The following is a 13,308-nucleotide window of genomic DNA, read 5'->3' as shown; positions in this document are numbered from 1 at the left end:
TCGCCCAGTTGAACGTTGGGCCGGCACTCGCCTGACGGCCCGGGCTACCCGAGCAGGTCGCTCGCTCCCTCGACGACGATGTCGGCCACCTCGACGACCTCGTCGGTGTAGACGAACTCGCCCGCCCCGTGGATGTTCTCGCCGTCGGGACCGACGATGACCGTCGGAAGGCCCGCCCGCTCGCCGAAGTAGTTGAAGTCGCCGACGCTGGAGAAGTAGGCGATGGCGGGGGCGACGCCCGTCACGCGCTCGGCCGCACCGCGGAGCGACCCGACCAGCGGGTGGTCGGGGTCGGTGACGTAGGGGCCGTAGCGGATGTCCGGTTCGGGTGCCTCCCGGAAGCTCACATCCACCTCGCTCTCGAGGTCGAGCGCCGCGATGGCCGTCTCGGCGTCGGCGCGCACGTCCGCCTCGCTCTCGCCGACGACGACGTGGCGGTCGACCATCAGGCGGGCGCGCTCGGGCACCGAGAGCGTCTGGCTCCCGCCGTCGAGCAGGAGCGGACAGACCGACCCGTCGCCGAGTTCGGGGTGCGTGCCGACCTCGATGTCGGTGAGCGCCTCGGCGACGCGCCCGGCGTCGACGACGGCGTTGACTCCCTTCTCCGGCTGCGAGCCGTGCGCCGCCTTCCCCCTGACCGTGATGTCGTAGAGGAACCGGCCGCGCGCGCCGAGGACGAGCGCCGGGTTCTCGACGTCGTCGCCCTGCGAGAGGACGGGGCCGGGTTCGGTGACGATGGCCGCGTCGCAGTCGTCGGTGTAGCCGTCGCGGACGAGACGGTCTGCGCCGAGGCCGTAGGGGCCCTCCTCGTCGACGACGGCCGTGAACAGCACGTCGCCGGCCAGGTCCCGCTCCGCGAGTGCCTCGAAGGCGACCATGATGGCGGCGAGGCCGCCCTTCATGTCGCAGGCGCCCTGCCCGTACAGTTTCCCGTCCTCGATGCGCCCCGAGCAGGGGTCCTCCGCCCAGTCCTCGACGAGCTTCACCGTGTCCATGTGGGCGTTGAGCAGGAGCGTCGGCGCGTCGGGGTCGTTCCCCTCCAGTCGGGCGACGACGTTGTCCCCCTCGTAGCCGGTGATGTCCGGTTCGCTCACGTGGTGGTACTCGGGGGCGAGGTCGCGGTCGGCGAGCCAGGCGTAGACGAAGTCCGCGAGGTCGTGCTCCTCGAAGTACGGGCTCGGGATTCGCACCATCTCCTGCAGGAGGTCGATGGTCGCGTCGGGGTCGACGACGCGGGCGTCAGTCATCGCCCACCCCCTGCCCCTGGGTGACCTCGCGGTCCGTCGCGGAGACCCCCGGGAGCGTCGAGAGCAGCGCGTCGACGTCGACGTCGCGCTGCTCGCCGCGGTACCAGTACACCGCGAAGACGACGATGCCGACGAGCAGCCACGGGACGTACACCGTCAGCGACCCCTGGTAGGCCTGCGTCAGGAGCGCGCCGGCGCCGAGCGTCGCGACGACGCCCGTCAGCAAGAGCAGGCCGCCGATGTCGAACGCCGCCTGCGAGGCGAGGTCCGGCTTCGTGAAGTAGACGTAGAGGACCGTAATCGAGACGGTGAAGTACGCGATGAGGTAGCTGAACGTCGCGATGACGATGACCTGGTCGAGCCCAGAGCTCCAGAACGTGAGCGCGCTGGCGACGACGTACAGCGTGAGCAGCGACCAGTGAGGCGTCCCGAACCGGTCGTTGACCTCGCAGAAGCGCTTGGGGAACACCTCGTCCCACGCCCACGAGTAGGGCATCTTGATGCCGGCGGCCATCACCGCGTGGACGCTGGAGGCGGTGGCGAGCAGGCCGCCGATGGCGACGATGGCGATGGCGCTGTCGCCGAGGAACGCCTCGGCGGCGGTCGCCATCGGGCGGGCGGAGTTCGCGAGGACCGTGTAGTCCGCGACGACCCCGTAGAGGACGATGGCCGTCCAGACGTACAGCAGGATGAGGATGAGCGTGCCGCCCGCCATCGCCAGCGGGAGGTTCCGGCCGGGGTTCTTCACCTCCGCGCCCATCTGCCCGGCGACGGCGATGCCGATGTAGGCGTAGAAGAGGGGGACGGCGGCGGCGAGGAAGCCGTCGGACCCGCCGGTGAAGAACGGCTGGTAGTTCGCCGGGTCGACGCTGAAACTCCCCGGCACGACCAGGACGAGGATGGCGAGCATCAGGAACGCGAAGATGGCGTTCTGCGAGACGCTGTAGCCCTTGTTGCCGACGAGGTTGATGAGGAAGAGGACCGTGAGCAGGCCGAACCCCGCGAGCGCCGGGTCGACGCTCGGGTAGAACACCTGGAGGTAGCTGCCGAACCCGAGCGCGAGGACGGCGTCGGCGGCCATGTACCCGAGCCACTTCGACCACGTCACGAGGAAGCCCGGGAGGCGGTTCTCGAACGTCCGTGAGATGTAGGCGTAGGAGCCGGCGGCCGCCGGGAAGATGGTGGCCATCCAGCTGTAGTTGATGGCGATGCTCATCGCGAGCACCCCCGAGAGGACGACGACCAGGATGACGCTCGGCCCCGTCGTCGCGCTCGCCGTCCCGAGCGTGACGAACAATCCCGCCCCCAGGGTCCCCGCCACGACGGTGCTCACGGCACCGAAGAGCCCGATGTTACGCGAGAGACTGTTCCCCTCGTTCGTACTCGATGTAGACATATGGTATCACCCGTCACTAGTCGGGCATAACTCCCCTCCCTAGCATGGGTGGCCGGCGGGCGGACCGGCGCTCAGGCGGAGCCCAGGAGCTTCGATTCGGCCTTCCGGAGGTGTTCGAGGAGCGTCGCCTTCGAGACGCCGGCGTCGTCGGCCAGGTCGGCGGCCGTCACCTGCCGGGGCCAGGTGTAGTAGCCCCGACTGCGCGCGAGGTCGAACACCTCGCGCTGGCGCGCCGACAGCGCGTCGAGCTGGAAGATACCGCCGCCGCTGGCCGGCGCCGTGATGAGTTCGACGCGGATGTCGGCGTCCATCTCCTCGCGGACCTCCTCCAGTCGGTCGTGGACGGTCCGGCGCGTCTCGTGGACGAGCACCGTCCAGTACTCCCGGCCGTCGACCATCCGCACCGGTTCGTCGGGGATGAACCCCCGCGAGACGAGCGCGTCGTTGATGCTGTTGTCCAGGTCGTACTGGACGACGATACCTCGCGTCGCGCTCCCCGGGACGACGCTCCCCACCGCCGGGTCGGTCGGCGCGCCCGTCTCCCAGACCGAGTCGGTGAGGTCGGAGTCGCGAATCGCCGCCAGCAGGTCGTCGAGCGCCTCGGCCGTCTCGGCGTAGGCGGTGAACCGACCGGTCGCGAGGCCGTCGATGTGGTGGACGCCGTGGCCGAGCAGGCCGGCGTCGACGTCCGCCGTCACCTCGAGCGTCCAGCAGTCGGGGTGCCAGATGTCGAGCGAGACGCGCACGCCCGGTTCGTTCGTCGCCATCCTCGGTTGTCACACGACGAGCAAGGACTAAGCCCTGTCTCTCGCGACCCGTTCATGGACGGGGGGTCGATACGGTGCGGACCGGTCGCCCGGCGGACCGGTCGACGACGACGAGCGCGGGCGCGTTCACGGCGATACGCGTCGGGCACGACAGAAGTCGTTATATATTCAGTCCCCGACACGTCGGACATGGTAGACGTCTCGGGGCACTTCGCGTTCTGTCTCCTCTTCACCCTCCCCGCCTGGTTGCGCTGGACGGGGCGCACGAGCCTCGCGTTCGTCGGGGTGGCGTTGCTCACCTCGATGCTCCCCGACGTCGACCTCTTCCTGCGGAGTTTCCTCCCCGTCGTCCACCACGGCATCACCCACACCGTGTTCTTCGTCGGTTGCGTCGCCCTCCTCGGTGGGGCCGTCGCCGCCGCCCTCGACACCTCGCGGGTCGAACGGCTGGTCCACGACGCGACGGTCCCCCGCCGGACGGTGTTCGGCTTCGTCGCCGGTGGCCTGTTCGTCGGGGGGGTGAGCCACCTCTTCGCGGACGTCCTCTCCTCGCCGGACGTCGCGCTCCCCATCCGGGCGCTGTGGCCGCTCTCCGACGCCCCGCTCTCGGTCGACCTCATCTACTACGACGCGTCGCTGTGGAACGCCGGGCTGTTCGCCGTCGCCGTCGCGCTCCACCTCGCGGTCGGTTACTACCGCGGCCTCGGGACCCTCCGGACGCCCCGCGTCGAAGGGCGCTGACCCGGTGGGGGTCGGGGACGTCCACCCTTATCCCGGTCGCGCTCGTGCGTGGGCCATGGGAGAGACGGTCCCCGAGGAGGCGGAGCGACTGCTCACGAGCGACCCCGTGATGGCCCACCTCGCGACCTGTCGCGAGGGCCGGCCCCACGTCGCCCCGGTCTGGTACCACTACGCCGACGACGAGGTGGAGGTGCTCACGACGGGGCGAAAGCTCGCGAACGTGCGTGCGAACCCCCGCGTCGCGCTCTCGATACAGCGCGACGAGGGTGGGCACGCCGAGTGGATGGTGTCGCTGCTCGGGACCGCACGCGTCGTCGAGGACGAGGACGAGTTACGGGCGGCCGCGGCGCGCATCAACCCGCGCTACGGTGCCGACCCCGACGCGTGGAGCGACAACACCCTCGTCCGCGTCGACGTCGGGTCGGCCACCTACCGGACCTACTGACCGGCCGAGCGCTCGAGTATCGTCCCGTCGTCGCCGACCGCGAGCGCCCGGCCGTCCCCCACGCTCGCGCCGCGCAGCGACCCCCCCGGAGCGAGGAAGCGCTCCCACTCGCCGCCGTCGCGCTCGAACACCGCGCCCTCCCCGGCGGCGACGGTCAGGTCGTCGTCCGAGGCGAGGGCGACGAGCGCCCCGTCACAGACGCGTTCGGGCGTCCACCGGCCGTCGGCGTAGCGGTGGACGACGCCGTCGTCGGCGCTGACGAGGCAGTCGTGCGCGGCCAGCGTCACGACGTCGGTGAGCGTCCCCGCCGCGTCGCAGCCGACGCGTTCGAAGCTCCGGCCGCCGTCGCCCGTCTCGAACACGCCGTCGTTCGTGTCGCAGGCGTGGCCCGCCTCCCCGGCGAGCGAGAGGCCGCTCATACTCGACCCGCTCCCCGGAGTCTGCGGCTCGTCCCAGGCGACCTCGCCGTCGCGATAGCGCCCCCGGAGGACCGTTCCCGACCCCGTCGCGAGGAGGACCGTCTCGTTCCCCGCCTCCCCGCCGGCCGCGACGGCGCTCCAGGTGTCGGTTCGGTCGCCCGGCGCGGAGTAGTCGACGTGCCGGCCGGTCGCCGCGTCGAACCGGGCGAGCGCCCCGCCGTCGCCCGCGACCCACACCGCGTCCCCGTCGTCGGTGGCGGCGACGCCACGGAGCGCGTTCGACGCCGCCCCGGGCCCGTCGCGGAGCGCGACCGCCCAGCCGTCGTCGTCGTCCGAGAGGACGACGCCGCCGTCGCCGACGGCGTAGGCGGCGTCGCTGGCGACGGCGACGTCGGTGAGGGTGGCCTCGGTCGGCGCGTCGACACGGCGCCACGCCGGCTCCGCGTCGGGGTCCGGCGTCCGGGTCGCCGTCTCCGGGCGCTCGTCGCGCTCCTCGCCCTCGTCGGTGGTCTCTCGGTCAGTCCCGTCGTCGCGTTCGTCTCGCACCTCTCGACCCTCGTCGTCGGGCGTCGCCCCCGCGTCGCCGGCGGCAGGTCGCGCCCCGGTCGGCTCGCGGCCGGTCAGGTAGAGCGCGAGAGGTGGGAGGACGTAGGCCGCGACGGCGACGATGGCGAACCCGCGGTGGACGAACGTCAGGATGCCGAACGCGGTCAGCGCCACGGTACAGAGGGTGTGCACCCACGTCCGCGTGTAGCGGCGATAGAAACCGACGAAGCCGTCCCACTCGGCGGCGTCCGCGTTGGCAGTCATCGGTCGGTACACGAAACCCGCCCCAATCAGCCCTTCGGCTCCGCGTGTCAGCGACGGTCGGGGTCCTCGCCGGGGATGCCGCGCGTCAGATCGAAGGGACCGAAGTCGCCCGCCGTCTGGCGAGCGACCGTCGCGATGCGAACGACGTACACGGAGAGGACGACGAAGGGGCCGACGGCGAGCGTGATGCTCGCGGCGACGAGCGCGACGAGCGGGGGGAAGCCGACGCCCAGTTCCACCAACCGGCCGTGCGTGAGGAGGACGAACCCGCCGACGACGAGCGCCGGGAACCCCACGTACAGCAGCATCCGCGAGAGGTTGGCGAGTTCCTGCTGGAGGTAGACCGTCTTGAAGTAGAGGCGCGCGACGTGCGCGCACTCGAGGAGGACGACGAGTCGCGTCAGCAGCGCGTCTGCCCCCGCGGAGAGCGGTCCGTCGCCGTCCGCACCGTCCGCCCCCGAGGGTCCCAGCGTTCGCAGGGCGCGCGCGCCACGCGCGTACCGGGCGTCGTCGAACGAGAGCGCGACGGAGATGACGTGGAACGTCCCGTAGGTGGCGTCGTCGAGCGTCGCGCTCGCGTCGTCCAGTTCCGCCGCGAGTTCCGCCGCGTAGCGTTCGAGGAGGCGACGGACCGCCGGGTCGCACGAGGCGGCCGCCGTCGCGAGCGCGGCCGTCTCCTCCCCCGCGGCGAGCAGCAGACGGCGGAGGAACGCGCCCGGCGCGGCGGGGACCGCCACGGTGTCGAGCACGGCGGCGACGGACAGCCGGTAGGTCGCCGTCTCCTCCAGCCGGGTGGCGAAGTTCCCCGTCGTCCCGAACTCCTGCGAGAGGATGAGCTGGTTGATGGCGAGGACGACGGTGACGAACGGGAGCATCCCGCCGAGGAGCGCCGAGAGGAGCGTCCCGGCCGGCCCCGGCCGGTCGACGACGAGGACGCCGGCCCACGCCAGGGCGACGCAGCCGACGAACAGCGCCGCGCAGAGGGCGACCGCCATGTAGGTCCGGTCGCCTTCGAGCAGCAGCCAGCGCCAGAGCGCCGCCCGACGCCGTTCGGTCGTCTCGCTCGCCCGCTCGGTCGCGTCGGCCTGCGAGGTCATCGCTCGGGTGCGACACGCGCCAGATGTAATAAACCCCGACGCGGCGAACGTGAACTCGGACCGTGCGAAACCATTACGTCCTCGGCGTCGTACCTCAGCCGTCCCGTCCGCGCGGGCGGAAGAGACACTAACGGAGACCGACACAATGGGGACGACAGACGACACGACGGAAGAGGTACTGGACCGCCACCTGGAGGCGTTCGGCGCGCAGGACATGGACGCCATCCTCGCGGACTACGACGAGGACGCGGTCGTGGTGGCGCAACTGGAGACCTATCGCGGGCTGGACGAGATAGAGGAGCTGTTCGCGGGGCTGTTCGAGGAGTTCGACGACCCCGACGTGACGTTCTCGCTCGACGAGTCGCTCGTCGAGGACGAGTACGGCCACATCGTCTGGCGCGCGAGCACCCCCGAGACGGAGTACGAGTTCGCGACGGACACCTTCGTCATCCGCGACGGGAACATCGTCGCCCAGACCTTCGTCGCGAAGACGTCGGACGCGGCCTGAACGCGGCGGACGACGGGTGCGTCGTCGCACCACCGCGTCGACGCGACCGGTCCGTCGCGTGCCGTCTCGCACCGACCGGACGACGCACACCGTCCGGGGAGCGGACCGATTAATTAAGAGCGTCGCGTGTCACGCTCGCGTATGTCACGACGAGTCATCGTCGACACGGACACCGCCGGCGACGACACGCAGGCGGTGCTCATGGCCGCGCTCGCGCCGTCGCTCGACGTGGAAGCGGTCACGATAGTCGGCGGGAACGTCCCGTTCGACCGGGAGGTAGAGAACGCGAAGTACACCCTCGACCTCGCCGGCGTCGCCGACGAGGTCCCCGTCCACGAGGGCGCGCGCGGCCCGCTGGTCAAGGACTTCGAGCACGTCGAACACATCCACGGCGAGGGGGGACTCGGTGGGTCCCTCCACCCCGACACGGGTATCCCGTCGGCGTCGGGGTTCGCGCCCGACGCCATCGTCGAGGCCGCCCGCGCGTCGCCGGGCGACCTGACGCTGGTCTGTATCGGCCCGCTGACGAACGTGGCGCTCGCCCTCCGGCGCGAACCCGCCCTGGACGACCTGCTCGACTCGGTGTGGGTGATGGGCGGCGCGGTCAACACGCTGGGCAACGACCGTCCCGCGGCCGAGTACAACTTCTGGGTCGACCCGGACGCGGCGAAGGTGGTCGTCCGCGAACTGGACGTGACGCTGGTCGACTGGGGGGTCTGTCTCCGCGACGGCACCTTCGGCGCCGACCGGCTGGCGCGCTTCGAGGAGGCCGACACGCGCTACGCCGAGTTCTTCACGACCGTCTCCGAGCAGGTCCGCGCGTTCAGCCGCGAGCGACTGGGCGAGGACGTCACCACCCAGCCGGACTCGCTGACGATGGCCTGCCTCCTCGCGCCCGACCTCGTGGAGGAGGCGTCGACGTACTTCGTCGACGTGGACGAGCGCGAGGGGATGACCCGCGGCTACAGTCTCGTCGACGAACTGGGCATCACGGATGGCGAGCCCCGGACGCGCGTCGTCGAGTCGGTCGACGAGGAGGGGTTCTACCGGGTGTTCTCCGACATGCTCCTCCACGGGAACCCCGAGCGCTCGCTCTAGACCGGGTCCGAGAGGAACGCGCCGGCGAGGGCCATCGACGCGCCGGCCAGCGCGAGCGCGAGCAGGCCGGGGGCGAACCCGCCCGTGAGGTCGCGCGCGGCCCCCACGAGGAGGGGCGCGACGAACCCGCCGACCTCGCCGACGGCGAACACGAGGCCGACGGCCGTGGCGGTGAGGCGCGGGCCGATGCCCTCCATCTCGGTGGGGAGCGCGCGCACCAGCGGCGCGACGCCGCCGACGCCCACCCCGCAGACCGCGACGGCGAGCGCGGCACCCCACACCGGCGCGGCGGTCGAGACCAGCCCCGCACAGCCGAGCGCCGTGAGCGCGCCGCAGGCGACGACGGGCGCGCGGCGCTTCGCGAGCGCGTCCGACAGCGGCGGGACGACGAGCGTCCCGACGACGCGGGCGACGACGAAGCCGGTGGCGACGCCACCCGCGAGCGCGGGCGTCAGCCCCCGCGATTCGAGGACCGCGGGGAGCCACCCCTGCAAGCCGTGCATGACGAACAGGTACCCCGAGCCGACGACGACCAGCAGGCGGAGTTCGCCGTGGGAGAGCACCCGCGTCAGGTCCCGGCGCACCGACGGGGCGGGGCCGTCGTCGCCGAAGCGGGGGGCGCTGAACCACCACGAGACGACCGCCCAGAGCCCCGCGAACGCGAGGGTGACGAGGCCGCTCGCGACGAACGTCGGTCGCCAGCCGCCGAGCGCGGGCCCGAGCGTCGGGCGGGCGACGAACGCCGCGGCCGTCCCGACGTACGACCCGAGCAGGTAGACCGTCGAGAGCGTCCCGACGCGGGAGGCGGGGAACAGTTCGGAGACGAGCTTCGGCAGGCCGAAGGTGACCGCCGTCGCGCCCACGCCCAGCAGGACCGTCAGCGCGAGCATCGTCGGGTAGTCGGGCGCGACCCCTCGAAGGACCTGTGCGAGGCCGAACAGGACCGTCCCCGCGCCGATGGCCCGGAGCGGCCCGACGCGGTCGACGACCAGCCCGCTCGACAGCGAGAGGGGGACGTAGGTGAGCGGCACCGCGCCGACGAGCAGCCCCGCCTGCGTCGAGGTGAGGCCGAGGTCGTCGGTCATCGGGGTGAGGAAGGCGGAGAGCGCGAACCAGACGAACATGAGCAGGCAGTAGCTCGCGCCGCCGAGGACGACCAGCAGGTACGACCGCGGCGGCGGCGTCTCGTCCATACCGGGAACGCTCGTCGAGGCGGCTACGGCCTTTCGGTTCCGGACGGCCGTCGAAGGACCCGCCGTCCCGACCGAGTACGCGACTCGCCGTCAGACGCCGGCGCCGGTCGGCGCGTCGGGCAGGTCGTAGGGCTCGCTGTCGAGGCCGAGTTCCTCCAGGGCGGCCTCCATGTGCTCCTCCTGGGCGTACTCCGCGCCGTCGGCGACGCGGTGGCGCTGGGTCGCCGCGAGCACCTCCCCGCGACGGTCGTCGGGGATGTCGTACTTGTCGGTGGCGAGTTCGATGACGAGGCCGTTGTGGTCGCGGGTGTACAGCGAGTGGAACACCCCGCGGTCGAACTCGTTGTAGCCGCGACCGGCCGCGTCGAGCGCCTCGCGCGTCTCGACGAAGCGCTCGGGCGCGACGCTGAACGCGAGGTGGTGGACCGCCCCGACCGTGGGGCGCTGGGGGTTGGGATTCGAGGGGCGGTCGTCGCTCACGAAGAAGGTGAGGATGCGCCCGTCGCCCGTGTCGAAGAACAGGTGCGTCGAGGAGGGGTCGTCGAGGTTCGGCTGTCTGAGCACGAGCGGCATCCCGAGCAGGTCGCGGTAGTACGCGAGCGTGTCCGCCTCGTTGCTCCCGATGAGCGTGATGTGGTCGGTGCCCGCCAGCCGGATGGGGCTGTCCGGTCGCTCGGCGGTGACCTCGCTCGCCGCGTCGGTGGACGTGTCGGTCATCGTGTGGTCGACGGTAGGGCCCGCGATCACATACGTCTGCCCACCGACTCGGCGACCGACGCCGCGCGCAGTCCTCGCTGGGTGCGGCGCGCGTCGAGCGAGCGGTCCCGGGCGCGTCGAACAGGGGGCTCTGCTCGCCGGGGATGAGCGTGTCGAGCACGAGCGCCGACGACACGGCGACGCATCACGCCGGCGGAGTCGACGATACCGGTGTTCGACGGGAACGGGGCGACGGGGAAGGCGGCGAACGCCGACCCGCGAGCACTCACGAGGCCGTCGCGCTCGACACGTACGAAACCCGTCGTGTATATACAGGAGCGTGTACGGCCGGAACGCGCGCTGCCTCAGTGGATGGTGACCGCGCCGCCCTCGACGGTGATGTCGACGAGGCTGGTCGCCTCGTGGTCCGTGTCGTCGAGTGCGGTGGGACCGGCCTTCCGGATGACGACGACGATGTCGGCGACCTCGGCACCGATGTCGTCGAAGGCGTCGCAGATGGCCGCGAGCGTCCCGCCCGTCGAGAGCAGGTCGTCGACGACGAGCACGCGGTCGCCCGCTTCGACGTCGTTGATGTACATCTCCGACTCCGAGTAGCCGGTCGTCTGGTGGAGGGCGACCTCGTTCTCGAGCCCGTAGGACCGCTTGCGGATGACGACCAGCGGGATGTCGGTCTGGAGCGAGAGCGCGGTCGCCAGGTGGATGCCCATCGCCTCCGGGGCGACGATCTTGTCCACGTCGAGGTCCGCCGCGCGCGTCACCCCGACGACCACCTCCCGGAGGAGCTGGGGCTGGAGCATCGGCACGCCGTTGCTGATGGGGTGGACGAGGTACTCGTAGCCGTCCTTGTCGACGATGGGGGCTTCGTGCAACGACTCGCGGAGTCGATTCATGGCGAGCGTTCGCACATTCGAGAGAAAAGCGGTTCGTTCTCCCGTGTCTCCCCGCCCACGCGGTCGCGCGGTTCGCGGTGGAGGAGCGGCGTCTCTACCGGAGCGAGAGGTTGATGGTCTTCGTCTGTCGGTAGTGGTCGAGCGTGTCGGCACCGAGTTCCCGGCCGATGCCGGACTGCTTGTAGCCGCCGAACGGGAGGCCGGGGACGAGGTCGTGGTAGCTGTTGACCCAGACGTAGCCCGCCTCGATGTCGCGGGCGGTCCGGTTCGCCTGTGCGATATCGTCGGTGATGACGCCGCCGGCGAGGCCGTAGTCGACGTCGTTGGCCAGTTCCATCATCGAGTCGTAGTCGTCCCAGCGGAACACCTCGAGGACCGGGCCGAATATCTCCTCCTGGACGGCGGGGTGGTCGTGGTCGAGGCCCTCGACGACGGTCGGCTCGACGTAACAGCCGTCGGCGAGCACCTCGTCGTCGGGTCGGTCACCGCCGGCGAGGAACCGGCCGCCGGCCTCCCGCGCCCGGTCGAGGTAGGCGAGCGTCCGGTCGACCTGCTCGCCCGAGACCTTCGGCCCGAGGTCGGTCTCCTCGAGCAGCGGGTCGCCGACGGTCCTCCCGTCGATGGCGGCGACCAGGCCATCGAGGACGGCGTCGGCGACGTCCTCGTGGACGAACAGTCGCGACCCGGCCTCGCAGCACTCCCCGGTGTTGTAGAAGATGGCCGCGCTGACGAGGCGGACGGCCGTCGAGACGTCCACGTCGGGGAAGACGACGACGGGGCTCTTCCCCCCGAGTTCGAGCGTCACGTCGGTGACGTTCTCCGCGGCGGCCTTCATCACCTGCTTGCCGACGGCGGTCGACCCCGTGAACGCCACCTTCCGGACGTCCGGGTGGCCCGTGAGCGGTGCGCCGGCCTCCTCGCCGAAGCCCGTGACGACGTTGACCACGCCGTCCGGGACGACGTCGTCGACGAGTTCGGCGAGGCGGAGCGCCGACAGCGGCGTCTGTTCGGCCGGCTTCAGCACCGAGCAGTTCCCCGCCGCCAGCGCGGGGGCGAGCTTCCACGACGCCATCAGCAGCGGGAAGTTCCACGGGATGACCTGTCCGACGACCCCGTAGGGCTCCGCGACGACCTGCCCGAACCGCGACCCCGCGGTCATCGTCTCCCCGGGGTTCTCGCGGACGACGCCGGCGAAGTACCGGAACTGTTCGGCCGCGCCGCGGACGTCTATCGTCGCCTCCGAGACCGGCTTGCCGTTGTCGAGCGACTCCAGGCGCGCCAGGTCCTCCGTGTGCGACTCGATGGCGTCCGCGATATCGTTCAGAACGCGCTGACGCTTGCCGGCGGAGTATCCCGACCACGTCCCCTCGAACGCCACCCAGGCGGCCTCGACCGCCCGGTCGACGTCGGCCTCGCGCCCGCGAGCGACCGACGCGAGCGTCTCGCCGGTGGTCGGGTCGGCCGTCTCGAACGTCTCGCCGTCCGCCGCCGGGACGAACTCGCCGCCGACGTACAGGTCGGTGTGGTCGGGGACGGCGGCCTCGGCCGCCTCCCGGTGGCGCTGTCTGACCTCGTCTCGCCGCTCGTCGACCGAACGCGTCTCGCTTGCCATGTACGACTACACCCGGGAGTGTGAGCGAGAAAAGCGTTCCTCACCGACGGCGGGAGAAGAAACCACTATCGGTTTCTCTGTCGCGTTTATTGTCCGTGATAGTAACCGATAGAGACGACGTCACGCGCTCACCGGCGGACCGGACTCGGCGCTCCGGCGGTCAACACGTGCTCGTCGGTGTCCGGCGCGTAGAGGACGAGCGCGCCGTCCTCCCGGCGTTCGGCGCGGAACCTCGGCGCCTGGGGGACGTCGTAGTCCCCGGGCGCGTAGTAGTTCGCGGCGATGACCCACTCGCGGACGAGCATCCGCCCCGGCCGTGGCGCGTCGCGCGCGGCGTCGTCCGTCGGTTCGTCGTCGGTACCGGCCAT

Annotated in this window: 14 protein-coding genes; 4 read left to right on the top strand and 10 right to left on the bottom strand. The window is 71.4% G+C overall.

What is annotated here, in order from left to right:
• Positions 1 to 44: 44 nt before the first annotated feature.
• The 3 genes from P1Y20_RS01220 to P1Y20_RS01210 form a co-directional block, all read right to left on the bottom strand.
• A complete protein-coding gene (locus tag P1Y20_RS01220; protein ID WP_304446834.1) occupies positions 45 to 1,247 on the bottom strand; it encodes a M20 family metallopeptidase in 1,203 nt (400 codons plus the stop codon).
• Entirely contained in the window at positions 1,240 to 2,643 is a 1,404-nt protein-coding gene (locus P1Y20_RS01215) for an APC family permease (RefSeq protein WP_304446833.1), read from the bottom strand. Before P1Y20_RS01215 ends, P1Y20_RS01220 begins: the two co-directional genes overlap by 8 nt.
• A gap of 71 nt (positions 2,644 to 2,714) precedes the next feature.
• Positions 2,715 to 3,410 (bottom strand): helix-turn-helix domain-containing protein, encoded by a 696-nt coding sequence (locus tag P1Y20_RS01210; protein ID WP_304446832.1) that lies wholly within the window; start codon positions 3,408 to 3,410, stop codon positions 2,715 to 2,717.
• 189 nt (positions 3,411 to 3,599) lie between these two features.
• Here P1Y20_RS01210 and P1Y20_RS01205 point away from each other — a divergent pair, with 189 nt between their 5' ends.
• Both P1Y20_RS01205 and P1Y20_RS01200 read left to right on the top strand, forming a co-directional pair.
• Complete coding sequence (locus P1Y20_RS01205; protein ID WP_304446831.1) at positions 3,600 to 4,151, top strand: metal-dependent hydrolase; 552 nt, start codon at positions 3,600 to 3,602, stop codon at positions 4,149 to 4,151.
• Between the two features lie 55 nt (positions 4,152 to 4,206).
• Positions 4,207 to 4,596, top strand: a complete 390-nt coding sequence (locus P1Y20_RS01200) for a pyridoxamine 5'-phosphate oxidase family protein (RefSeq protein WP_304446830.1) — start codon at positions 4,207 to 4,209, stop codon at positions 4,594 to 4,596.
• Here the strand turns inward: P1Y20_RS01200 and P1Y20_RS01195 are convergent.
• Together P1Y20_RS01195 and P1Y20_RS01190 are read right to left on the bottom strand one after the other, a co-directional pair.
• Positions 4,590 to 5,825, bottom strand: a complete 1,236-nt coding sequence (locus tag P1Y20_RS01195; RefSeq protein WP_304446829.1) for a beta propeller repeat protein — start codon at positions 5,823 to 5,825, stop codon at positions 4,590 to 4,592. The genes P1Y20_RS01200 and P1Y20_RS01195 overlap by 7 nt on opposite strands.
• Before the next feature lie 47 nt (positions 5,826 to 5,872).
• Positions 5,873 to 6,922, bottom strand: a complete 1,050-nt coding sequence (locus P1Y20_RS01190; protein ID WP_304446828.1) for a DUF7972 family membrane protein — start codon at positions 6,920 to 6,922, stop codon at positions 5,873 to 5,875.
• 145 nt (positions 6,923 to 7,067) lie between these two features.
• Here P1Y20_RS01190 and P1Y20_RS01185 point away from each other — a divergent pair, with 145 nt between their 5' ends.
• Both P1Y20_RS01185 and P1Y20_RS01180 read left to right on the top strand, forming a co-directional pair.
• Positions 7,068 to 7,430 (top strand): nuclear transport factor 2 family protein, encoded by a 363-nt coding sequence (locus P1Y20_RS01185; RefSeq protein ID WP_304446827.1) that lies wholly within the window; start codon positions 7,068 to 7,070, stop codon positions 7,428 to 7,430.
• A gap of 141 nt (positions 7,431 to 7,571) precedes the next feature.
• Positions 7,572 to 8,528 carry a nucleoside hydrolase gene (locus P1Y20_RS01180; RefSeq protein WP_304446826.1) on the top strand — a complete coding sequence of 319 codons (957 nt, stop codon included), beginning with the start codon at positions 7,572 to 7,574 and terminating at the stop codon, positions 8,526 to 8,528.
• Here P1Y20_RS01180 and P1Y20_RS01175 read toward each other — a convergent pair.
• The 5 genes from P1Y20_RS01175 to P1Y20_RS01155 form a co-directional block, all read right to left on the bottom strand.
• Positions 8,525 to 9,721: an MFS transporter gene (locus P1Y20_RS01175; RefSeq protein ID WP_304446825.1), complete on the bottom strand. Its 1,197-nt coding sequence runs from the start codon at positions 9,719 to 9,721 to the stop codon at positions 8,525 to 8,527. The two genes, P1Y20_RS01180 and P1Y20_RS01175, sit on opposite strands and share 4 nt — an antisense overlap.
• A gap of 90 nt (positions 9,722 to 9,811) precedes the next feature.
• Complete coding sequence (locus tag P1Y20_RS01170) at positions 9,812 to 10,438, bottom strand: VOC family protein (RefSeq protein ID WP_304446824.1); 627 nt, start codon at positions 10,436 to 10,438, stop codon at positions 9,812 to 9,814.
• Between the two features lie 344 nt (positions 10,439 to 10,782).
• Positions 10,783 to 11,328 (bottom strand): hypoxanthine/guanine phosphoribosyltransferase, encoded by a 546-nt coding sequence (gene hpt / locus P1Y20_RS01165; protein WP_304446823.1) that lies wholly within the window; start codon positions 11,326 to 11,328, stop codon positions 10,783 to 10,785.
• A gap of 94 nt (positions 11,329 to 11,422) precedes the next feature.
• Positions 11,423 to 12,940 (bottom strand): aldehyde dehydrogenase family protein, encoded by a 1,518-nt coding sequence (locus P1Y20_RS01160; protein WP_304446822.1) that lies wholly within the window; start codon positions 12,938 to 12,940, stop codon positions 11,423 to 11,425.
• A 128-nt stretch (positions 12,941 to 13,068) separates the two neighbouring features.
• Complete coding sequence (locus P1Y20_RS01155; RefSeq protein ID WP_304446821.1) at positions 13,069 to 13,308, bottom strand: hypothetical protein; 240 nt, start codon at positions 13,306 to 13,308, stop codon at positions 13,069 to 13,071.

Source organism: Halomarina ordinaria (genome assembly GCF_030553305.1).
Lineage (GTDB): Archaea > Halobacteriota > Halobacteria > Halobacteriales > Haloarculaceae > Halomarina > Halomarina ordinaria.
The sequence above is the reverse complement of the archived record's forward strand: the minus strand, read 5'-3'. Positions and strand labels throughout refer to the sequence as shown.